We start from the raw sequence: 20986 nt of genomic DNA on the forward strand, positions 1-20986 counted from the left end.
TGGACAACACAGCCAAAACAACCAATCAATAAAACAATTGGTATCAACAAACTTGGCACACTATTGAGTTCTCAAACAACAGACACACCCGGCACCACCCAAACCAAACGGTCCAGGATCGCTCCGGAGCAACTTTTCAAACTTACCCGCGCACTTCGACCTAGTCAAATCAGCGTCCCGATCCAGTTGGCCGTGGCCTTCGTGGTCTTCTCAGCGGATCAACTCCGGGGAGCAGCGCGGAAATAAACTGTACCACCACTCGGCCGCGGTGACAAAGCCGGCGTCACGGGCTCCCCTTCAGGACGCAGGGCCCGGCTCCCCCGGGCAGCGAAAAGGCCCGGAACCACAGGGGTTCCGGGCCTTTCGAAGGGTAGCTACCCGGCGACCTTGAAGTACGCGGCCCCCAGCGGAGGCAGCGTCACGGTCAGCGTCGCGGGCTGGCCGTCAATCCCGTCGTCGGCCGCGGTCAGCATCCCCTCGTTCAGGACGTTCGACCCACCGTAAGCGGCGGCGTCGGTGTTCAGGACTTCCTGCCACTGCCCCGCGGCCGGGACCCCCAAGCGGAAATCGTGGTGCGGGGCGCCGGAGAAGTTCAACGCACACACCAGCGCGTTGCCCTCGGCATCCCGGCGGATGAAGGTCAGCACGTTCCGGTCGGCGTCGCCGCCGTTGATCCACTGGAAGCCGTCCGGATCGTTGTCCCGTTCGTAGAGCGCCGGGGTGGAGCTGTAGAGCTCGTTCAGATCCTTAGTCAGGAGCTGGACGCCGCGGTGCGCGGGGATGTCGGCGAGCCACCAGTCCAGGCCATGCTGCTCGGACCACTCCGCTTCCTGGCCGAACTCGGTACCCATGAAAATCAGCTGCTTGCCCGGGTGGGCCCACTGGTAGCCCAGGAACGCCCGCAGGTTCGCGAGCTGCTGCCAGCGGTCGCCGGGCATCTTGCGCAGCATCGAACCCTTGCCGTGCACAACCTCGTCATGGCTGATCGGCAGCAGGAAGTTCTCCGTGTAGGCGTAAACCATGGAGAAGGTGATGGTGCCGTGGTGCCACTTCCGGTTGAACGGGTCCTCGGCCATGTACTTGAGCGAGTCGTGCATCCAGCCCATGTTCCACTTGATCCCGAAGCCCAGGCCGCCCTGGCTGGTGGGGGCCGTGACGCCGGGGAACGCCGTGGATTCCTCGGCGATCATGACCGCCCCGGGATGCGTCTTGTAGACGGTGGCGTTGACTTCCTGCAGGAAGGAGATCGCTTCAAGGTTTTCGCGGCCGCCGAAACGGTTCGGCTGCCACTGGCCCTCCTCGCGGGAGTAGTCCAGGTAAAGCATCGAGGCGACTGCGTCGACGCGAAGGCCGTCGATGTGGAACTCGTCCAGCCAGTAGAGCGCATTGGCAACCAGGAAGTTGCGGACCTCGCTCCGGCCGAAGTCGAAGATCAGTGTTCCCCAGTCCGGGTGTTCGCCCAGGTTCGGGTCGGAGTGCTCGTACAGCGGACCGCCGTCGAACTGTGCCAACGCCCACGCATCCTTGGGGAAGTGCGCCGGGACCCAGTCCAGCAGCACGCCGATGCCGGCCTGGTGCAATTCGTCCACGAGGTGCCGGAACTCGTCCGGGTGCCCGAATCGGGAGGTCGGCGCGAAGTAGGACGTGACCTGGTAGCCCCACGATCCGCCGAAGGGGTGTTCGGCCACGGGCATGAACTCCACGTGCGTGAAGCCGAGCCACTTCACGTACTCCACAAGTTCCTTGGCCAGCTGCTTGTAGTCCAGTCCTACACGCCAGGATCCAAGGTGGACTTCGTAGACGCTCATCGCGGCGTTGTGCGGATCCCGGGCCGCGCGGGCCTTCATCCACTCTTCGTCCCGGAAGGCGTAGGAGGGCTCCACGACGCGGGAGGCCGTGAGCGGAGGAACCTCGGTGCCAAAGGCGAGCGGATCGGCTTTCTCCACCCAGTGTCCATGCTTGGTCTTGATCTCGAACTTGTAGCACGCCCCTGCTACAACGCCCGGGATGAACAGTTCCCACACTCCCGAGGATCCGAGCGAGCGCATGGAGAATTCGCGGCCGTCCCAGCCGTTGAAGTCGCCCTTGACCCGCACGGCCTGGGCATTCGGGGCCCATACGGCAAAGGAGACGCCGTCGACGTCGCCGAGGACGGACTTGTAGTGACGGACATGCGCACCCAGCGCGTCCCAGAGCCGCTCGTGGCGGCCTTCGCCGATTAGGTGCAGGTCGATCTCCCCCACCGTCGGCAGGTAGCGGTAGGCGTCGTCCGCCTGCTGCGGCGCCTGGCCCTCGTAGGTGACCTCGAGCCGGTAGTCCGGCACGTGCCCTTGATCCACCGGCTCCAGCACGGCCACCCACACGCCGCCGGATTCGTGCGACATCGGGAAGCTGCCGGCCGACGTGACCACGGAGACGGCTTCCGCGAGGTGCTTCACGGTGCGGATGGTGACGTGGCCGTAGTCGTCGAGGTGCGCGCCAAGAACTGAATGCGGGGCGTGGTGTTCGCCGGCGGCGACCCTGGCAAGGGTCTCCGAGTCCACGGGAAGCGGGACTCCGGGCCGATCGGTACGTGCTGAACCTGTCATTTTGTTACCTTCCGCTGCGGCTTCGGCGGGAACGCCGGCGCCTGTACTGCCGAGGAGACGACGGGATGCATTCACCGGGATGGCGAGCCAATCCGGCCTGTTCCGTAGTTCGTAAACAACTTCGTAGAGAGCCTTGTCGAGCCACAACGCCACGAACAGTGGCGAGTCGCGGTCGATCGTGCCCGGGGTGACCTCCGCATAGCCGGCCAGGAACGCCTCGGCGCAGTCGTCCACCCAAGAGGCGGGGACGACGGCGTCGTCGTACTCGCGGACCGCAGCGCCGGCTGCGTAATCGAAGGACCGGAGCATGCCGACGACGTCGCGAAGCGGCACGTCCGGGAAATTTCGCTCCGAGATCGGTCGGAGGGGTTCGCCCTCGAAGTCGAGGATCGCCCAGCGCGCGGGTTTCCCGGTCCCGCCCGGGACCTGCAGGATCTGGCCGAGGTGCAGGTCGCCATGGATGCGCTGCAGTCGGCCGGCGCTGCTGCCCTGGAGGCGCGACAGAAGTTCTTCCAGCTCGTCGTCGAAGGGCCCGACGGCGGCGCCGGCTTCCGCCCACGACTGCCTGACCCGCTGGGCGACGCCGGGGGCGATCTCCCCGCCCGGGGCGGACTCCGCCGCGGTGCCCAGCGCCTCGGCCAGCCGGCGGTGAACGGTGGCCGTCGCTACGCCCAGGGCGCGGGCTTCGGCGGTGAAGTCGGTGCCGGTGCTGGCCGCGTCCACTGCGAGGCGCCACGCATCGAGGCCGCCGGCCAGGAATTCATGGGCAACGGCCAGCTCGCCGCGGGCCGCCGCAGCGCCGTCGGGTCCGGTCCACTCGCCGGTGACCCAGCCGAGGGTGGCCGGGACCTCAACGGTCCGGCCCGCGGTGAGGGCCGCGCCGATCTCGACCTCGGGGTTCTGCCCCTCGGAAAGCACCCGGAAGAATTTGAGGATCGCCGCGGAGCCGCCGTCGTCCACAATGACCGAGCTGTTGGACTGCTCACCGGAGAGCACCCGGACCTTTCCGGTGGCGAACGGCAGCCGGTAATCCGAGTCCACCAAGTGCCCGGCGGCCGTGCCGTCGGCTGTGGCGGCGCGTCCGCGCATGAGCTCGAGCCAGGCCGCGATGAAGGCCGGGTCATGGACGCCGTCGTAGATCCAGCCGTGTTCAGGGTTGGTCCCGTCCGTGGGGATCTCCCCCAGCAGGGCGGCGCCGGCACCGGCCAGCGGCAGGGCGCGGAAGCTGAGCGGCACCTGCACGACGTCGGTGCGGTTGCCGTCCGCCGTCGGGTAGGTCACCGCGAGCAGCAGGACCTCAAGCTGCGCGCCGGCCTCCGGCGTCCCGGCGCCCGGACCGCCGCCGAGGCGCACCCGGCCGACCGGCTCGAAGCTGAAGTGCGCGCTCTTGACGGGGAACCAGCGCTGGCGCGGCAGCCAGCTGCGGAGCAGGGCGTCGAGCGCCGGGGAAAGGGTGGGTCGGGTCATTTCAGCCTTCGATGGACAGGATAGGCATCGCCTGGGTGTGGGGCGAAGCCGGGTTGGATGCGGCCGATCGGATCCGCAGCCAGAAGAAGTCGTGGCTGCCCAGGGTCAGGGTCAGCGTGCCGTCGTCGGAAATGGCGGGGAACGCCTGGCCGCCGAAGACGTCGCGGAGCCCGCGGCCGGCATACTGCGGCACCCGCAAGGTGGTGGCCACCGGGTGCTGGGACAGGTTGAAAGCGCACAGGATGGTCTCCGGATCCTCGCCGGCGGCGTTACCCGCCGGCAGGTCGCGCAGGTAGGACAGGACGACGTCGTGGTCCGCTTCGACATGCTGGAACGAACCGAGCCCGAATGCCGGGTGGTTTTTGCGGACGCTGAGGATCTGCCGTGTCCAGCGCAGCAGCGAGCCGGAGTGGGCGGCCTCCGCCTCGACGTTGGCCATGCTGTAGTTGTAAACCAGCGACTGGATCACCGGAAGGTACAGCTTGCCCGGGTCGGCGTGCGAGAACCCGGCGTTGCGGTCCGGGTTCCATTGCATCGGGGTGCGGACCGCGTCGCGGTCCTCGAGCCAGATGTTGTCGCCCATGCCGATCTCGTCGCCGTAGTACAGGAACGGGCTGCCCGGCAGCGAGAGCAGCAGGGCGTTGATCAGTTCGATTTCCGAGCGGGAGTTGTCCAGCAAGGGCGCCAGCCGGCGTCGGATGCCGATGTTGGCGCGCATCCGGGGGTCCGGAGCGTACCAGCCGAGCATGGCGGCGCGCTCATCGGCGGTGACCATTTCGAGGGTCAGCTCGTCGTGGTTGCGCAGGAAGGTGCCCCACTGCGCCCCCTCGGGAATGTCCGGGGTGTCCTTCATCGTCTCGATGATGGGTGCAGCCTTTTGGTCCCGCAGCGCGTAGTACAGCCGCGGCATGATCGGGAAGTGGAAGGCCATGTGGCATTCGGGTTCCTCTTCGGTGCCGAAGTACTCGACCACCTCGGCCGGCGGCTGGTTGGCTTCGGCGATGATCACGCGGCCGGGGTAGCTCTCGTCCACCATCCGGCGCAGCTGGCGCAGGAACTCATGGGTGGCCGGCAGGTTCTCGCAGTTGGTGCCCTCCTCCTCGAAGAGGTACGGAATGGCGTCGGCGCGGAACCCGTCAATGCCCTGGTCCAGCCAGAACCGCACGACGTCGAAGAGCGCGTCGATCACCTTGGGGTTCTCGAAGTTCAGGTCCGGCTGGTGGCTGAAGAAGCGGTGCCAGAAGAACTGGCGGCGGATCGGGTCGAAGGTCCAGTTGGATCCTTCGGTGTCCACGAAGATGATGCGCGCGTCCTGGTACTTCTCGTCCGTGTCGCTCCAGACGTAGAAATCGCCGAACGGGCCGTCCGGGTCTTTGCGCGATTCCTGGAACCAGGGGTGCTGGTCCGAGGTGTGGTTCAGCGGCAGGTCGATGATGACCCGGACGCCGCGGGCGTGGGCTTCCGCGACGAGCCGCTTGAAGTCGCTGATGGTGCCGAACTCGTCCAGCACCGAGTTGTAGTCCGAAATGTCGTAGCCGCCGTCGCGCAGCGGGGACTGGAAGAAGGGCGGCAGCCAGAGGCAGTCCACGCCGAGCCACTGCAGGTAGTCCAGCTTCTCGATCAGGCCGTGGAAGTCGCCGGAGCCGTCGCCGTTGCCGTCGGCGAACCCACGCACCAGGACCTCGTAGAAGACCGCCTTCCGGTACCAGAGGGGATCATGCTGCAGGCCGGGCGCGTTCAGTTCGAAGGTCCCCTTCGGGGTGAAGTGCTGGCTGGGGTTGCTCGGGCTGAAACTCACTGGCGCTACCTCCGGATGCTAAGGATGTGGGCGGGTTCGACGTGTGCGTCCAGGCGTACGTAGTTGTACTCGCCCCATTCCCAGCTCTCGCCGGTCAGCAGGTCATCGACGATAAAGCCGCCGTTGTGCGTCAGGTTTTCCGGGTCCAGTTCCAGGGCGGCCAGGTCCAGGGAGACCGTGCTCTCGCGGATGCCGTGCGGATCCACGTTGACCACGATGATCAGGGTGTCCTTGCTGCCGTCCGGGAGGGTTTTGTGCTTCGAGTAGACCACCGTGGCGTTGTCCGTGCTCTGGTGCAGCGTGAGGTTCTGCAGGTCGCCGAGGGCGGGGTGGGTGTGACGGATCTCGTTGAGCCGGGTCAGGTACGGAGCCAGGGTGCGGCCCGATTCGGCCGCGGCGTCCCAGTCCCGGGCCTTGTACTCGAACTTCTCGTTGTCGATGTACTCCTCCGCGCCCGGCCGGGCGACGTGCTCGTAGAGCTCATAGCCGGCGTAGACGCCCCAGATGGGGCTGGCCGTGGCGGCGAGCGTGGCCCGGATCTTGAACGCCGCCGGGCCACCATACTGCAGGTATTCGGTGAGGATATCCGGGGTGTTGACGAAGAAGTTCGGCCGGAAGTAGGCCGGCGACACGTGGCTGACCTCGTGGAAGTACTCCTCCAGCTCTTCCTTGGTGTTGCGCCAGGTGAAGTACGTGTAGGACTGCTGGAAGCCGGCCCGGCCCAGGGCGTGCATCATCGCCGGCCGGGTGAACGCCTCGGCGAGGAAGACGACGTCGGGGTTCTTCTTATTGACCTTGGCGATCAGCCATTCCCAGAACCACACGGGTTTGGTGTGCGGGTTGTCCACGCGGAAGATCTTGACGCCGTGGCTGATCCAGAGCTGGACGATCCGCAGGATCTCGTTGGACAGGCCCGCTGGGTCGTTGTCGAAGTTGAGCGGGAAGATGTCCTGGTACTTCTTCGGCGGGTTTTCGGCGTACGCGATGCTGCCGTCCACCCGGGTGGTGAACCATTCGGGGTGGCTCTGCACCCAGGGGTGGTCCGGCGCGGCCTGCAGCGCGAGGTCCAGGGCCACCTCGAGGCCCAGCTCGCCGGCCCGCGCCACGAACGCATCGAAGTCTTCAAAGGTGCCCAGGTCAGGGTGGATGGCGTCGTGGCCGCCTTCCTTCGCGCCGATCGCCCACGGCGAGCCGGGGTCGTGCGGGCCGGCCAGCAGGGTGTTGTTCGGTCCCTTGCGGTGCTGGGTGCCGATCGGGTGGATCGGCGGCATGTAGATGATGTCGAAGCCCATCGCGGCCACGGCGTCGAGGCGCTTCGCGGCGGTGCGGAACGTTCCGGAGGTCCATTCGCCGGTCTCGTGGTTGCGAACGGCGCCCTCGGAGCGCGGGAAGAACTCGTACCAGGCGCCGCGGCCGGCGAGCTCGCGCTCCACCAGCAGCGGGTACGGCTCGGAGAGGGTCACCAGTTCGCGGATCGGCTGCCGGGCGACGACGGCGGCGACGTCGGTGCTGAAGCCGGCGGCGAGGCGCTCCTCCGGGGTCTTCGAACCATCGGAAAGCCCGACGACGGCGATCCGCAGGGTCCGCCGGTCGGCCGAGGGCCGGGCCGGGTCCTCAGAGGCCTCGGTCAGCAGGGCGGCACCTTCGGCGAGCATCAGGTCGACGTCGATGCCTGCCTCGATCTTGACTTCGGCGTTGTGGTGCCAGGTGCCGTAGCGGTCGTGCCAGGCCTCAATGACGAACGACCACTTGCCTGTGCCGGACGGGGTGAGCAGGCCCTCCCAGCGGTCGGTGCCCTTGCCCCGGTTCCCGCGCGGCGGGGCCAGCCGGACGCGCTGGCGCTCTTTGCCACGCGGGTCCAAGAGGACGGCACTGACGCCGAGCATGTCGTGACCTTCGCGGAAGGCGGTGGCGCCCACCACGATGCTCTCGCCGACTACTGCCTTGGCGGGAAACTTTCCGTCTTCGACCGCGGGCTGCACCGCGGTGATCGGAAACCTGCCAAATTTGAGGCCCTCCGTGATCAGGGCCTTCGGCTTTTGCTTGGACACGGCACTGGTTCGCGAGTTAGTCGTCACAGCCTCGACGTTATCTACAAATCGGACAGAATGCTAAGGCCGCTCACTTTTTTTGGGTGAATCCTGAGGTCAATCCGACATTTAGCGGAAAGAAACCCAAAGTTGTTCCGGGCCCCTGCGTTCTCCGTTAGTGTTTCGCAGGTGAAGGCTATCCGCAGATTTACCGTCCGAACTGTTCTTCCCGAATCGATCCGGCCTCTTGCGCGGCTCGCCACCAACCTTCGCTGGTCGTGGCACCTGCCGACCCGGGAGCTCTTCGAGCAGCTGAACCCGGGTGTCTGGGCCGAGAGCGCGCAGGATCCGGTGACCTTCCTCGGCCTCGTCAGCAGGGAAGAGCTGCAGCGCCTTGCCGCGGACCAGGACGTGGTGCGCCGTGTCCACGAAGCCGCCGAAGACCTGGACCGTTACCTGGAGCAGCCCCGCTGGTACCAGAGCCTGGGCGAGGACGCACCCCGCTGCATCGCCTACTTCTCGCCCGAGTTCGGCATCACCGAGGTGCTGCCGCAGTACTCCGGGGGCCTCGGCATCCTGGCCGGCGACCACCTGAAGGCGGCCTCGGACCTTGGCGTTCCGCTGATCGGCGTCGGGCTGCTCTACCAGGCCGGCTACTTCAAGCAGTCCCTGTCCCGCGACGCCTGGCAGCAGGAGACCTACCCGGTCCTCGATCCGGACGGCCTGCCGCTGACGCTGCTCCGTGAGCCTGCCCCGGACGGCAACGGCCGGCCCATCCAGATTTCGCTGCCGCTCCCCCACGACCGGCGCCTGCTTGCGCACGTCTGGCGGGCCGACGTCGGACGTGTCCCGCTGCTGCTGCTGGACTCCAACGTGGCCGGCAACGACGACGCCGCGCGCGGCATCACCGACCGCCTCTACGGCGGCGGAGGCGACCACCGGCTGCAGCAGGAACTCCTGCTGGGCATGGGCGGGGTGAAGGCGCTGCGGGCCTACCAGCGGCTGACCGGCGCGCCCGCGCCCGAGGTGTTCCACACCAATGAGGGCCACGCCGGCTTCCTGGGCGTCGAACGGATCCAGGAACTGATGTCCGGGGAACATCCGCTGAGCTGGGAAGAAGCCCTGACAGCGGGCCGCGCCTCCACCGTGTTCACGACGCACACCCCCGTCCCGGCCGGCATCGACCGCTTCGAAACCTCGCAGATCGAGCACTTCTTCACCGCGGGCCTGGCCCCGGACGTGCCGATCGCGAAGATCCTGGACCTGGGCCGCGAAGACTTCACCGACGGCAACCCGTTCGTGTTCAACATGGCAGTGATGGGGCTGCGGCTGGCCCAGCGCGCCAACGGCGTGGCAAAGCTGCACGGCGTCGTCTCCCGCGGCATGTTCTCCGCCCTCTGGCCGGGCTTCGACCACGCCGAGGTGCCCATCACCTCGGTCACCAACGGCGTGCACGTGCCCACCTGGGTGGATCCGCGGGTGTCCCAACTGGCACGCGAACAGTTCGGCTCCGACGCCGAGACCGAGGGCCGCTGGGACCTGGCGTACAACGTCAGCGACGAAGCCCTGTGGGCGCTGCGGCGCGAGATGCGGGTCTCCCTCGTCGAGGACGTCCGCCGCCGGCTCCGGGCCGCCTGGAAGAAGCGCGGCGCGGCCGACGCCGAGCTGTCCTGGACGGATTCCGTGCTCGATCCGGACATCCTCACCATCGGCTTCGCCCGCCGCGTGCCGACCTATAAGCGCCTCACGCTGATGCTGCGGGATCCGGACCGGCTCAAGGCCCTGCTGCTGCATAAGACCCACCCGATCCAGCTGGTGATTGCGGGCAAGTCGCACCCCGCTGACGACGCCGGCAAGAAGATGATCCAGGACCTGGTCCGTTTCACCGACGACCCCGCGGTGCGGCACCGGATCGCGTTCCTGCCCAACTACGACATCGCCATGGCCCGGACCCTGTTCCCCGGCTGCGATGTCTGGCTGAACAACCCGCTGCGTCCGCTTGAGGCATGCGGCACCTCGGGCATGAAGGCCGCCCTGAACGGCTCGCTTAACCTCTCAGTACTGGACGGCTGGTGGGATGAGATGTACGACGGCGAGAACGGCTGGGCGATCCCGACGGCTAACAACGACGCGTCCCCGGAGGAACGCGACGACATTGAAGCCTCGGCCCTGTACGAGCTCCTCGAAACCCAGGTTGCACCCAAGTTCTACGGCCTTACCGTCTCCGACGAGGCGGGCGCCGCCGGCCCCTCGCAGTCCGGGGCGCAGGAGGTTCCCACGCACTGGGTCTCGATGATCAAGCACACCATGGCGCACCTTGGTCCGGCCGTGTCCGCGGACCGGATGCTGCAGGACTACGTCAACGTCCTCTACCGGCCGGCCGCGGTGGCCGGGCGGCAGGCGCTAGCGGACAATTTTGCCGCCGCGAAGGAACTCGCCGCCTGGTCATCCCAGCTCCGCGCAGCCTGGCCGCAGATCCAGGTTGAACATGTGGACTCGGTGGGTGTCTCGGAGGACCCGCAGATTGGCGATGACCTGCAAGTGAACGCCTACGTGGCGCTCCACACCCTGCGGCCGGAGGACGTGGCGGTGGAGGTGGCCTTCGGCCGGGCCGAGGACAGCGACGAGCTGACCGACGTCACCGTGGCGGAGCTGCAGTCCGTGGAGGACCTGGGCAAGGGCCGGTACCTGTTCAGCGGCACCCTGGTGATCGACCGCTCCGGGTCCTTCGGGTACACCGTCCGGGTTCTGCCCAAGCACGCGGGGCTGGCGTCGAAGGCGGAGCTGGGCCTGATCGTCAACGCCTGAGCCTGACCCGACCGGCGATTGCTCCGCAAATCGGCCCATGCTCCGCGTGCTCGCTCGTTCCTCCCCACCGTCTCCCTAACCTCGCAAGCTCGGCCAGGGAACCCTGACGGCGGGGGCCCTGCTTAGACGCACGCTTCCGCATGACCGATTTGCGGAGTTACTAGGTTGCTCGCTCGGTGCTGGGGAGCTGCGGCGTCAGAGGCAGACGGCTATGACGTTGAGGTCCTGGCCGGCGTAGCTTTCGGCGTCCTGGAGGATTTCGCAGATGATGCCGAAGGCGCGGTCGCTGCGGAAGGCGGGCGGAACCTGCCAGATGACCGTCGCCTGCCGGTCGTCGTCGGCGGCGGCATCGGCGAAGTCGTGCAGGGCATCGTTGAGGGCGTCGAGGTTGACGCCGTAATGCTCCGGGAAAGCCATTGCCTCGCCGAAGGCCTGCAGGACGGCCTTTTTGGAATCCGCCGCCGGGATCACCAGTGCCCGGCGTCCGGCGTCGTGCACCTGTGCACGCAATTCCTCAAGTGTCCAGGTGTCGGCGGAAAAGAGCTTCATGGGATCCCTACTTGCCTTCGGCGATGAATTTGAACGATTCGTAATGGTCGGCGGTGTAGTATTTTTCGCCGGCCGCGCCCGCCACGATCCGGCGAGCTCCGCGGTCCGACTCCCCCGGAGTCCGTACGGTGAATTCCCGGTAATAGCCGGAGGCTTTCCGCGGAAGAATTCTTTCAAAGTTCCCGAACGGGACATTATCCCGCGAATACGGGTAGGGGCCGCCCCTGGCGATCAGGGCGAGGGTCTGCCGCGCCTCGGCCGGCAGGCCTGAGGCCTTGATCTCCGGAAGGCTGGAGGGGTTGGCGACGCCGGCCGCCGTGGTCCTCCCCGGCGTCGGGGTCCTGGAAGCGGCCGCGCTGGAGGCGGGGCTGCTCCGGCCGGCATCCGGCGGGGCCGTGCCGGTCTGCGGGATGCCGGCCAGCATGAAGACCAGCACCACCACTCCCGCCAGTACGGCGAGCAGGGCGATGAGCCGTTTGACGTTCACTCGTGATTCCCCCATGCCTGCTGTGCGGACACCCTAGACGCGGTAGATGTTGATGGTGTTGGCCTGGACCGCGTCCCGCTCGCCGGAGGAGATGCGGACGCCCTGGCGGCGGTCGTGCAGTTCCGAGGTGGTCAGCCGCATTTCGTACAGCCGGTGGCCGCCGCCGTCGTCCGCGGGAATGAGCGGGAGCGTGACCTTGACGTCGTCGGCGCCGCCGTTGACCACGACGAGCCCGTCAATCCGCCCGTCGTCGGAGCCCAGCAGGAGCTGGACCACCCGGTGGCCCGGATCCTGCCAGCGGTCGCCGGACATCGGCTCGCCGTTCACGTCAAACCAGTGGAAGTACGACTGCCGGTCCCGTGCCGGGTAGTCGTGCGGCTGGGCGGCGAGGAACTCCTTGCGCAGCCGGATCACACGCTTGGTGCTGCGCAGCATCGCGTGCGACTCCGGCGTGCTGGTCCAGTCGATCCAGGTGATGGGGTTGTCCTGGCAGTAGGCGTTGTTGTTTCCCTGCTGGCTGCGGCCGATCTCGTCGCCGGCGGTGATCATCGGCACGCCCTGGGAGATCATCAGCGAGGCCATCAGGTTGCGGCTGGTCTGGGCGCGCCGTGCGAGGACCTCCTCGTCCTCGGTGCGGCCTTCGAAGCCGTGGTTGTAGCTGCGGTTGTCGCCGTGGCCGTCCCGGTTCTGCTCCCCGTTCGCCTCGTTGTGCTTGCGGTCGTAGGAGACCAAATCGGCCAGGGTGAAGCCATCGTGGGCGGTAATGAGGTTGACCGAAGCCAGCCGGCTCCGGCCCGAGGCCGCGAACAGGCCTGCGGAACCGGAGAGCGCATCGGCAAGCCGCGCCACCGAGCCGCCCTGGCCGCCGGCGTCGATCGCGGCGCGGTCAGCCAGCCAGAAGGTGCGCACGGCGTCGCGGAAATGGTCGTTCCAGTCCACCCAGCCGGCCGGGAAGCGGCCGGTCTGCCATCCGCCGTAGCCGACGTCCCAGGGCTCGGCGATGAGCTTGGTTTCGGACAGCACCGGGTCCGCGGCGATCGCGACCAGGAAGGGGTGGCGCGGATCGAACTCGTTGTTGGCGTTGCGGCAGAGCGTGACCGCGAGGTCGAACCGGAAGCCGTCGATGTGGAACTCGTTCACCCAGTACCGCAGGGAATCGAGCACCAACTGCACCACCCGGGGCTCGCCGAAGTTCAGCGAATTGCCGCAGCCGGTGGTATCCACGTACTTGCCCTGGCCGTCGTGGCGGTAGTATTCCAGCTCGCCCAAGCCTCGGAAACTCAGGGTCGGCCCGTCCGCTCCACCTTCCGCGGTGTGGTTGTAGACGACGTCGAGGATCACCTCGAGGCCGGCGGCGTGCAGCAGCTTGACCATGCCCTTGAACTCGTCCTGCACCGCTTGGGGTCCGGCGTCCTGGGCTGCCTGGGTGGCGTAGCCCGGGTGCGGCGCGAAGAACGCGGCCGTGTTGTAGCCCCAGTAGTTGGGCAGCCCGAGGTTCTGCAGGTGCGGCTCGTCGATGTGGAAGTGGACGGGCAGCAGTTGCACGGCCGTGATGCCCAGCGAGATGAGGTGCTCGACCATGGCCGGGTGCGCCATCCCCGCGTACGTGCCCTGGAGGTTCTCCGGGATGTCCGGGTGCAACATGGTCTGGCCGCGGACATGGGCCTCGTAGATGATGGTGTTGCGCCAGGGGGTCCGCGGGCTGTGGTCCATGCCCCAGTCGAAGTCGCCGGCCATCCGGACGCTGGTGATGAAACCGTCGCGTTCGTCCACGCCCCGGCCGTATGGATCGAGCAGCAGCGGTTGCACGCCGTCGGCGTCGAAGTCCAGCGTCGGCACGGAGAGCGGCAGGGCCTCCGGCTCCGGCGAGGCGCGCAGGCCGTAGCGCGAGCCGGCCGGCAGGCCCTCGACGATGCCGTGGTGGACGCCGTCCGTGTTGTTGGGCAGCGTCTTCAGCTGCCAGCTGCCGCCGGGTGCCTGATAGGCAATCTCCAGATTGGCCACGCCCGGCGCGTAGACGGCCACATTCGCGAAGGTACCGCGAGGGTCGTCCGTCGCCGGGGAACCCGTGCGCGGGACGCTGACACCGAGCGGAAACGGCCGCGAGGCGTCTACGGTGGTAGCTGGATCTACATAGGACTTGACCATCGCTTAAAGCTTAGCCGGGGATGACAAACGGTCACCCTTTTTGTCCCAGGGCGTCGGGGGCGGGTGGCGAAGGGCCGCCATACTGGGAGTAGGCGCTGAACTGGAGGTAACTGTGCGGGTAGCACTGGCTCAAATCATCACCGGCCGCAAACCGGCCCGGAACCTGGACCTTGTGCGGGACTACGCCCGTCAGGCCAAGGCCGGCGGTGCGGAACTGGTGGTCTTCCCGGAAGCGACCATGCGTGCCTTCGGCAACTCGCTGCTGGACATTGCCGAGCCCTTGGACGGGCCGTGGGCCTCGCAGGTCCGCGCCATCGCTGCCGAGCTCGGCATCGTCATTGTGGCGGGCATGTTCACCCCCGCCTCCTCTGCTTCCTCTGCGGCCGGCGCGCGCAAGGTCCGGAACACCCTCCTGGTCACCGGCCCCGGCGTGGAGGCGAGCTACGACAAGATCCACCTTTACGACGCCTTCGGTTTCGCCGAGTCGGACACCGTTGAAGGCGGCACCCAACCCGTCACGTTCGACGTCGGCGGCGTCACCTTCGGCGTGGCCACCTGCTACGACGTCCGGTTCCCGGACCTGTTCACGGAGAACGCCGACCGTGGCGCCCTGGTCAACATCGTTTGCGCCTCTTGGGGTGCCGGGCCGGGCAAGGTCGAGCAGTGGAAGCTGCTCTCCCGCGCCCGGGCGGTGGACTCCACCACTTTTGTATTGGCGTGCGGGCAGGGCGATCCGGCCAGCCAGGGGGTTGAGGCTGCAGGTTCCGCGCCCACCGGAGTCGGGCACTCCGCCGTCGTCTCGCCCTTCGGCGAAGTCCTCCAGGAGCTCGACGGCGCCCCGGGCCTGCTCTTCGCCGATCTGGACCCCGCCGTCGTCGAGGACGCCCGCACCAAACTCCCGGTCCTCGCCAACCGCCACAAGTTCTAAGCGACGCTCCCTCAGATCCGGCGCTCTACCCGCAGACGCTCCCTCAGATCCGGTGGACTGAAGCGAGACGCTCCTGCAGATCCGGCGGCTTAAACGCGAACGCTCCCTCACTCGAGGTGAGGGAGCGTTCGCCCAGATTCAGCCAGACGTGAGGGAGCGTCCCGGAAAAGCCCGCCAGACGTGAGGGAGCGTCCCGGCAGGACCCGCCAAACGTGAGGGAGCGTCCCGGAAAAACCCGCCAAACGTGCGGGAGGGTCGGTTACTTGGCGGCGCGCTGGCGGGAGATCTCGTAGAGGGAGATGCCGACGGCCATCGAGGCGTTGAGCGATTCCATGGCGGAGTCGATCGGGATGGAGACGATCTGGTCGCAGTTCTCGCGGACCAGGCGGCTGAGGCCCTTGCCTTCGGATCCGACGACGATGCAGACCGGTTCGGTGGCCAAAGCGAGGTCCGGGAGTGAGACGTCGCCGTCGCCGTCCAGGCCGAGAACGTAGATGCCCATGTTCTTGAAGGCCTTGAGCGTGCTGTTCAGGTTGGCGGCGCGGGCCACGGGGACGCGGACGGCGGCACCGGCGCTGGTCTTCCAAGCCGAGGCAGTGACGCCGACGGAGCGGCGTTCCGGCACGATCACGCCGTGGCCGCTGAAAGCAGAGACAGAGCGGATGATCGCGCCGAGGTTGCGCGGGTCGGTGATGCCGTCGAGGGCGACGAAAAGCGGCGCGTTGGCGATGTGGCCCTTCTTCCAACCTTCGATGGTCTCCTCGGCCAGCTCGTAGGCGTCCTGGTATTCGTACGGCGGGATCTGCAGCACGAGGCCCTGGTGGATGGCGTCGTCCGTCATCCGGTCCAGTTCGGGCTTGCCGGTTTCGAGCAGCGGGATGCCGCGTTCGGCCGCGAGCTTCAGCGATTCCTTGACCCGGTCGTCCATCTCGATCCGGATGGCGACGTGCAGCGCCTTGGCGGGGATGCCGGCGCGGAGAGCCTCGACCACGGAGTTGCGTCCGGTGACGACTTCCTCGGTGGCACGGCCCTTGGGGCCGGAGCGGGCACCGGCACCGGCGCTGCGGGCACCGGAGCCGCGCTTGGCGGCGGAGCGTTCCGCAAGCTGCTTATTCTTGTGGGCCTTGTGGTACGGACGGTCCTCCGCCTTGGGGGTGGGGCCCTTGCCCTCGAGGGCTTTACGGCCGTGACCGCCGGTCCCGACGGTGGGGCCCTTCTTCATTTTGACCGAGCGGCGACCGTTGTTGGCCATGAGTTTCACCCTTTTAACTACTTTAACTACGCGATTCGTTGATAAGTCTGAACTCCAGTCTACTGACTCGCGTTAAATCCTCGACCGCGGGGTCTGCCGGCGGCCCGCTTCGGCCAGCCTGGCCGGGACGGCCTCAGCCGCGCTTGAGGCTCCAGCTTGCGCCGTCCGCGCCGTCTTCGACGACGACGCCGGCCGCCGCGAGGGTATCCCGGATGGCGTCCGACGCGGCCCAGTCCTTGTTGGCGCGGGCCTGCGCACGGGCCGCGAGCTGGGCCTCGACCAGGACGCCGAGGGCGGTGTTGGCCTGCTCGTCCTCTGCCGGGGCCGCCGTGTCACTGAGACCAAGGACACGCAGCATGGCTTCGACGACGGCGAGTGCCTTCCGGGCGTCGTCGTGCTCGCCGGCGGTGAGCGCCGTGTTGCCTGCCCTGACGGTGTCGTGCAGGACAGCGAGGGCCTGCGGCACGTTGAGGTCGTCGTCCATCGCGGCTGCAAAGGCGTCCGGGACGGTGCCGTCGCCGAAGGTGCCGTGACTTGCCGGGGATCCGCCGTCGGCCCCGGCGAGGGTCCGGACCGCGCGGCTGATGAAGCCGTCGATCCGCTCCATCGCGGCGGCGGCTTCCTGCAAGGAGGTGGGCTGGTAGTCGAGGACCGAGCGGTACTGCGCCTGGCCGAGGTAGTACCGGACCACCCGCGGCGAGGCCAGCTCCAGCATTTCGGACGGGCTGATGGTGTTGCCGATGGACTTGGACATCTTTTCGCCGGCGTAGGTGACCATGCCGTTGTGCATCCAGAAATTGGCGAAGCCGTGGCCGGCAGCCTGCGACTGGGCCATCTCGTTTTCGTGGTGCGGGAATCTCAGGTCAAGGCCGCCGCCGTGGATATCGAACTCGGTGCCGAGATACTTGGTGACCATGGCGGAGCATTCGAGGTGCCACCCCGGCCGGCCGGCGCCCCACGGTGAAGCCCAGGCCGCCGTCGCCGGTTCGCCCTCCTTGTGGCCCTTCCAGAGCGCGAAGTCGCGCGGATCCCGCTTTCCCCGGGGGTCGGCGTCGGGAGCTCCCTGCATGTCGTCGAGCTTTTGCCGGGTCAGTGAGCCGTACTTCGCCCAGGAGCGCACATCAAAGTACACATCGCCGGAATCGTCGAGGGCCGGGTAGGCGTGGCCGCGGTCGATGAGCTGCTGGATGAGGGCGTGCATTTCCGGAATGTGGCCGGTGGCTCGCGGCTCGTAGGTGGGGCGGGTGACGCCCAGGGTGTCGTAGGCCTTAAGGAATTCCTGCTCGTAGCGGTAGGCCAAGGCCCACCACTCCTCTTCGCGGACGGTGCCCGGCTCGTCCTCGAAGCCTGCGGCGAACGATTCGGCGGACTTGGCAAGGATCTTGTCGTCGATGTCGGTGACGTTGCGGACCGCGGTGACGCGGAAGCCGCGGTACTCCAGCCAGCGCGTGAGCTGGTCGAACGCGATCGCGGAGCGGATGTGTCCCACGTGCGGCATGCCCTGCACCGTGGCGCCGCAGTAGTAGAGGCTCACTTTGCCCGGAACCAGGGGGACGAAGTCGCGGACTTCAGCGGATGCAGTGTCGTAAAAGCGCAGGGTCACCGCTCCAGATTAGCCGATGCCCCGGGACGGGCCGGGCGGACTACTTGCAGTGCACGCCGATCTTGTCCATCTGCTGCCGGAGCTGCGTCAGCTGCTCTGCGGTCTGCCTCCCGGTGGCGCTGGAGCCCACCTGCTTCATGATGTCGGCCATCTGCTGGATCGGCTCGGAGACTTCCGGGGCCACCTTGTCCGCGACCTCCTGGTAGTGCTGGCCGATCTGGGTGGCTTTTTCCTTGTCGCTGCCTTTGGGCACGAAGGTGTCCGTGGTGAGGAACTTGCAGCTCTCCTCGACGCTCATGCGGGGCGTGGTGGTGGCGGCCGGCGTAGCGGAGCCGGAGCAGCCGGCCAGTAGCGTCCCGGTTACGAGGACGACGACGGGAAGCAGCTTTTTCACGGAAGGTCTCCTGACATCTACGGAGGGGTTGTCCCTTAAGCGTAGGGCAGTTAGGCCGAAGCGGCTGCGCCGAGCGGGTAGACCAGTGCGGTTGCGGTGGCCGCGATGCCTTCGCCCCGGCCGGTGAAGCCCAGGCCGTCGCTGGTGGTGGCCGAGACACTCACCGGTGCACCGGCGGCCTCACTGAGGACCCGTTGGGATTCCTCGCGGCGCGGACCGAACTTGGGCCTGTTGGCCACGAACTGCACAGCAATGTTGCCTATCTCGTATCCGCTGGCGCGGACGATCCGGGCCGCTTCGGCCAGCAGCGTCACGCCCGAGGCGCCGGCGTATTCGGGACGATCGGTACCGAAGTGCGTGCCGAGGTCGCCGATACCGCAGGCGGAAAACAAGGCGTCGGCCGCGGCATGCGCCACCGGGTCGCCGTCGGAATGGCCGGCCAGGCCGCGTTCGCCCTCCCAGAGCAGGCCGCCGAGCCAGAGCGGCTGGGGCGCGTCCAAGGGGGCGTAGGCGTGGACGTCGATGCCGATGCCGGTGCGTGGAATCATGGGCGCGGACTGCTGCGGCTGGTTCCCCTCCACCCTTAGCCCTCCACCCAGCGCGCGCCGAGCGGGCCTTCGAGGAGTCCTTCGGCGAGGATCAGGTCCAGCGGGGTGGTGATCTTCAGTGACTGGCTGGCGCCGCGGACGGCGTGGACCGGGACGCCGAGCAGCTCCACCAGCATCGCGTCGTCCGTGACGGCGGCTGCTTGGGCGGCGTCGAACCCGGCGGCGGCCTCGTGCGCGCCGCGCAGGGTGGCGAGGTCAAAGCCCTGAGGGGTCTGGACGGCGCGCAGCATCTCCCGCGGGGCGGTGCCGGTCACCAGCTCCGGGGCGATGCCGGCGTCGTCGCCGAAGGTGGGGTCCACCGTCTTGATGGTGTCGACAACCGGGATCACGGGGATGACCGCGACGGCGCCGGCGGCGAGGGCAGCGGCCACGCGGTGGAAGACGGCTTCCGGCGTGAGCGCCCGTGCGGCGTCGTGGACCAGGACATACTGCATGCCCGGCTCCAGCGCGGCCATCCCGGCTCGGACGGATTCGGCGCGGCTGGCGCCGCCGTCGACGATGGTCACTACCGGGAGCTGCACGGCCGTCTCCGCGGCGGCTGTGCGGCGGTGCTCGGACTGCAATTCCGCGGCGAACGCCTCACACTGCGCCCTCAATTCAGAGTCTCCAGGCGGGATGGCGACACAGATCTGGCGGGCGATGCCAGCCGCGGCCACACCCCGGAGGGCGTGCATGAGGATGCTGTCGCCGCCCAGGGGGACCTTGGCCTTCGGCATGCCGTAGCCCAGGCGCTGGCCGGAGCCGGCGGCGACGACGATGACCGCGGTGACGTGGGCTGTCGATGCAGAGTTCATGCGGACAAGACTACGTCCCGGCGCCGCACCCAGACCCAACCTGGACGGGTTTGGGCAAAAAGAAGCCCCGGCGGCGTAATGCCACCGGGGTTCGATTCTTAGCTAGGAAGCCAGGACCTCGTCGAGAACGCTTGCGGCCTTCTCTTCATCAGTCTTCTCAGCCAGTGCCAGTTCTGAGATCAGAATCTGGCGGGCCTTGGCCAGCATGCGCTTCTCTCCGGCTGAGAGACCCCGGTCGTGGTCCCGGCGCCACAGGTCGCGGACGACCTCTGCCACCTTGATCACGTCACCGGAAGCAAGCTTTTCCAGGTTTGCCTTGTAACGACGCGACCAGTTGGTGGGCTCTTCAGTGAACTCGGCACGCAGCACGTCGAAAACGTGCTCCAAGCCTTCCTTGCCCACTACGTCCCGGACCCCAACAAGGTCAACGTTTTCTGCTGGAACTTCAATGGTCAGATCACCCTGAGCCACCTTGAGCTTGAGATACATCTTCTCTTCGCCCTTGACAGTGCGCATCTTGATTTCTTCAATTTTGGCTGCACCGTGGTGAGGGTAAACTACTGTCTCGCCGACCTCAAAAACCATGTGGACATTCCCCTTTCCCGCAGACCAGTTTATCACGATTAAGGCATACGACTGCCATGGATCGGCCACGGAAACCGCGTAAATACGCGGAAAATCGCCAGAATCGGCCCTCCAAACCCCTTGACGGACGCGGATAATAGTGCATTGGAGACCCCGTGCCAAGGGCGTGAAAGTTCGACGCCGGGCCTGCCCAGGAGGGGTCCCTGCCGGGCCGGAGGCCCACCCTCCGGCCGGCCCCTCCTCCCGCTGCGGCCGACTTTGTGTAGTCCCCCGAATCCGCGTTTGAGGTCCATTGCGGATAGGCTATGGCTGAATAATGTTTCAAGACTCTCAAGGAGTGCGTGACGTGCGTTTCACTGCGATGACTCGGGGCCGGCGCGGCAAGCTGGCAATGGCAACGGCTGCACTTGGCATTGGCCTGCTGTCGGTGTCCGGCTGCGGCTACATCAACCCCCAGCAGACCTCTGTGCAGTATTCGGCGTCGGACGGGACCCGGACCGACCTCGGACCGCTCCAGCTCCGCAACATGATGATCGTCTCCGACGGCGAGAACAAGCCCGGCCGCGTGATCGGGGCGGTGTACAACACCTCTGCCAAAGATGTGAAGCTCACCATCAGCGGCGCCGCCGGCTCCCAGACCGAGGTTCCGGTCAAGAAGAACTCCTACGTCCTGCTGAATGACACCGCCGACGCGGCGATCCTCAGCACTTCCGGCGGCAAGCCGGGTTCCCTGGTGGAAGTCACGATCCGCGAAGACGGCACCAACATGGACGCCAAGTTCAAGATGCCGGTCCTGGACGCCACCATCACGGACTACAAGAAGTACCTCCCGACGGCCGAGCCCACCAGCTCCAGCAGCACAACGCCGTCGTCGACGCCCTCGGAAACGCCTTCGGAGACCCCGTCGGCCACGCCGACGCCGTAGCACTCCCGCACACGCTAAAGGA

At 67.2% G+C, this 20986-nt stretch carries 16 protein-coding genes; 4 read left to right on the forward strand and 12 right to left on the reverse strand.

All coding sequences use genetic code 11. The features are described from left to right. The coding region (locus AC1DK9_RS10110; RefSeq protein ID WP_476915838.1) for a hypothetical protein at positions 1–246 on the forward strand (246 nt) is incomplete at its 5' end. A 128-nt stretch (positions 247–374) separates the two neighbouring features. On the opposite strand, the gene AC1DK9_RS10115 is transcribed toward AC1DK9_RS10110, so the two are convergent. Genes AC1DK9_RS10115 through AC1DK9_RS10125 form a run of 3 tightly spaced genes read right to left on the reverse strand, consistent with a single transcriptional unit; the run spans position 375 to position 7931 of the window. Beyond that, on the reverse strand, positions 375–4055 hold the full coding sequence (locus AC1DK9_RS10115) for a 1,4-alpha-glucan branching enzyme (RefSeq protein ID WP_476915839.1): 3681 nt from the start codon (positions 4053–4055) through the stop codon (positions 375–377). Between the two features lies 1 nt (position 4056). After that, positions 4057–5853, reverse strand: coding sequence for a maltose alpha-D-glucosyltransferase (gene treS / locus AC1DK9_RS10120; RefSeq protein WP_476915840.1), 1797 nt, complete (start codon positions 5851–5853; stop codon positions 4057–4059). A gap of 5 nt (positions 5854–5858) precedes the next feature. After that, positions 5859–7931 (reverse strand): alpha-1,4-glucan--maltose-1-phosphate maltosyltransferase, encoded by a 2073-nt coding sequence (locus AC1DK9_RS10125; protein ID WP_476915841.1) that lies wholly within the window; start codon positions 7929–7931, stop codon positions 5859–5861. 141 nt (positions 7932–8072) lie between these two features. Between AC1DK9_RS10125 and glgP the strand changes: the two genes are divergently transcribed. Continuing rightward, positions 8073–10691 (forward strand): alpha-glucan family phosphorylase, encoded by a 2619-nt coding sequence (glgP, locus tag AC1DK9_RS10130; RefSeq protein ID WP_476915842.1) that lies wholly within the window; start codon positions 8073–8075, stop codon positions 10689–10691. Between the two features lie 195 nt (positions 10692–10886). Here the strand turns inward: glgP and AC1DK9_RS10135 are convergent, their stop codons facing one another. Genes AC1DK9_RS10135 through glgX form a run of 3 tightly spaced genes read right to left on the reverse strand, consistent with a single transcriptional unit; the run spans position 10887 to position 13875 of the window. Continuing rightward, positions 10887–11240: a barstar family protein gene (locus AC1DK9_RS10135; protein ID WP_476915843.1), complete on the reverse strand. Its 354-nt coding sequence runs from the start codon at positions 11238–11240 to the stop codon at positions 10887–10889. 7 nt (positions 11241–11247) lie between these two features. Next, complete coding sequence (locus AC1DK9_RS10140; RefSeq protein ID WP_476915844.1) at positions 11248–11742, reverse strand: guanyl-specific ribonuclease; 495 nt, start codon at positions 11740–11742, stop codon at positions 11248–11250. A gap of 18 nt (positions 11743–11760) precedes the next feature. After that, the gene (gene glgX / locus AC1DK9_RS10145) at positions 11761–13875 is read right to left on the reverse strand and encodes a glycogen debranching protein GlgX (RefSeq protein ID WP_476915845.1); all 2115 of its coding nucleotides are present in this window, start codon (positions 13873–13875) and stop codon (positions 11761–11763) included. Between the two features lie 112 nt (positions 13876–13987). Here glgX and AC1DK9_RS10150 point away from each other — a divergent pair, with 112 nt between their 5' ends. Then, a complete protein-coding gene (locus AC1DK9_RS10150) occupies positions 13988–14803 on the forward strand; it encodes a carbon-nitrogen hydrolase family protein (RefSeq protein ID WP_476915846.1) in 816 nt (271 codons plus the stop codon). A gap of 259 nt (positions 14804–15062) precedes the next feature. Here AC1DK9_RS10150 and rlmB read toward each other — a convergent pair whose 3' ends face one another. From rlmB to AC1DK9_RS10180, 6 genes are all read right to left on the reverse strand, one after another. Further along, positions 15063–16055: a 23S rRNA (guanosine(2251)-2'-O)-methyltransferase RlmB gene (rlmB, locus tag AC1DK9_RS10155; RefSeq protein ID WP_476860972.1), complete on the reverse strand. Its 993-nt coding sequence runs from the start codon at positions 16053–16055 to the stop codon at positions 15063–15065. A 133-nt stretch (positions 16056–16188) separates the two neighbouring features. After that, positions 16189–17658: a cysteine--tRNA ligase gene (gene cysS / locus AC1DK9_RS10160; RefSeq protein ID WP_476860973.1), complete on the reverse strand. Its 1470-nt coding sequence runs from the start codon at positions 17656–17658 to the stop codon at positions 16189–16191. Positions 17659–17698: 40 nt separating this feature from the next. Next, positions 17699–18052 (reverse strand): hypothetical protein, encoded by a 354-nt coding sequence (locus AC1DK9_RS10165; RefSeq protein WP_476860974.1) that lies wholly within the window; start codon positions 18050–18052, stop codon positions 17699–17701. A gap of 50 nt (positions 18053–18102) precedes the next feature. Then, positions 18103–18600 carry a 2-C-methyl-D-erythritol 2,4-cyclodiphosphate synthase gene (gene ispF, locus AC1DK9_RS10170; RefSeq protein WP_476860975.1) on the reverse strand — a complete coding sequence of 166 codons (498 nt, stop codon included), beginning with the start codon at positions 18598–18600 and terminating at the stop codon, positions 18103–18105. A 35-nt stretch (positions 18601–18635) separates the two neighbouring features. Next, positions 18636–19454: a 2-C-methyl-D-erythritol 4-phosphate cytidylyltransferase gene (gene ispD, locus AC1DK9_RS10175; protein ID WP_476860976.1), complete on the reverse strand. Its 819-nt coding sequence runs from the start codon at positions 19452–19454 to the stop codon at positions 18636–18638. Between the two features lie 102 nt (positions 19455–19556). Further along, complete coding sequence (locus AC1DK9_RS10180) at positions 19557–20039, reverse strand: CarD family transcriptional regulator (RefSeq protein WP_026266570.1); 483 nt, start codon at positions 20037–20039, stop codon at positions 19557–19559. Positions 20040–20400: 361 nt separating this feature from the next. Between AC1DK9_RS10180 and AC1DK9_RS10185 the strand changes: the two genes are divergently transcribed. After that, positions 20401–20964 carry a hypothetical protein gene (locus AC1DK9_RS10185; protein WP_476861573.1) on the forward strand — a complete coding sequence of 188 codons (564 nt, stop codon included), beginning with the start codon at positions 20401–20403 and terminating at the stop codon, positions 20962–20964. Positions 20965–20986 lie beyond the last annotated feature (22 nt).

The organism is Arthrobacter sp. 01T414 (genome assembly GCF_056398965.1).

What these genes read in the sequence shown, in the direction of transcription:
- AC1DK9_RS10140 (WP_476915844.1), bottom strand. Translation starts at nt 11,742, where the DNA reads ATGGGGGAATCACGAGTGAACGTCAAACGGCTCATCGCCCTGCTCGCC.
- glgX (WP_476915845.1), bottom strand. Translation starts at nt 13,875, where the DNA reads ATGGTCAAGTCCTATGTAGATCCAGCTACCACCGTAGACGCCTCGCGG.
- ispF (WP_476860975.1), bottom strand. Translation starts at nt 18,600, where the DNA reads ATGATTCCACGCACCGGCATCGGCATCGACGTCCACGCCTACGCCCCC.
- AC1DK9_RS10185 (WP_476861573.1), top strand. Translation starts at nt 20,401, where the DNA reads ATGACTCGGGGCCGGCGCGGCAAGCTGGCAATGGCAACGGCTGCACTT.
- AC1DK9_RS10180 (WP_026266570.1), bottom strand. Translation starts at nt 20,039, where the DNA reads ATGGTTTTTGAGGTCGGCGAGACAGTAGTTTACCCTCACCACGGTGCA.
- AC1DK9_RS10135 (WP_476915843.1), bottom strand. Translation starts at nt 11,240, where the DNA reads ATGAAGCTCTTTTCCGCCGACACCTGGACACTTGAGGAATTGCGTGCA.
- ispD (WP_476860976.1), bottom strand. Translation starts at nt 19,454, where the DNA reads ATGAACTCTGCATCGACAGCCCACGTCACCGCGGTCATCGTCGTCGCC.
- AC1DK9_RS10115 (WP_476915839.1), bottom strand. Translation starts at nt 4,055, where the DNA reads ATGACCCGACCCACCCTTTCCCCGGCGCTCGACGCCCTGCTCCGCAGC.
- rlmB (WP_476860972.1), bottom strand. Translation starts at nt 16,055, where the DNA reads ATGGCCAACAACGGTCGCCGCTCGGTCAAAATGAAGAAGGGCCCCACC.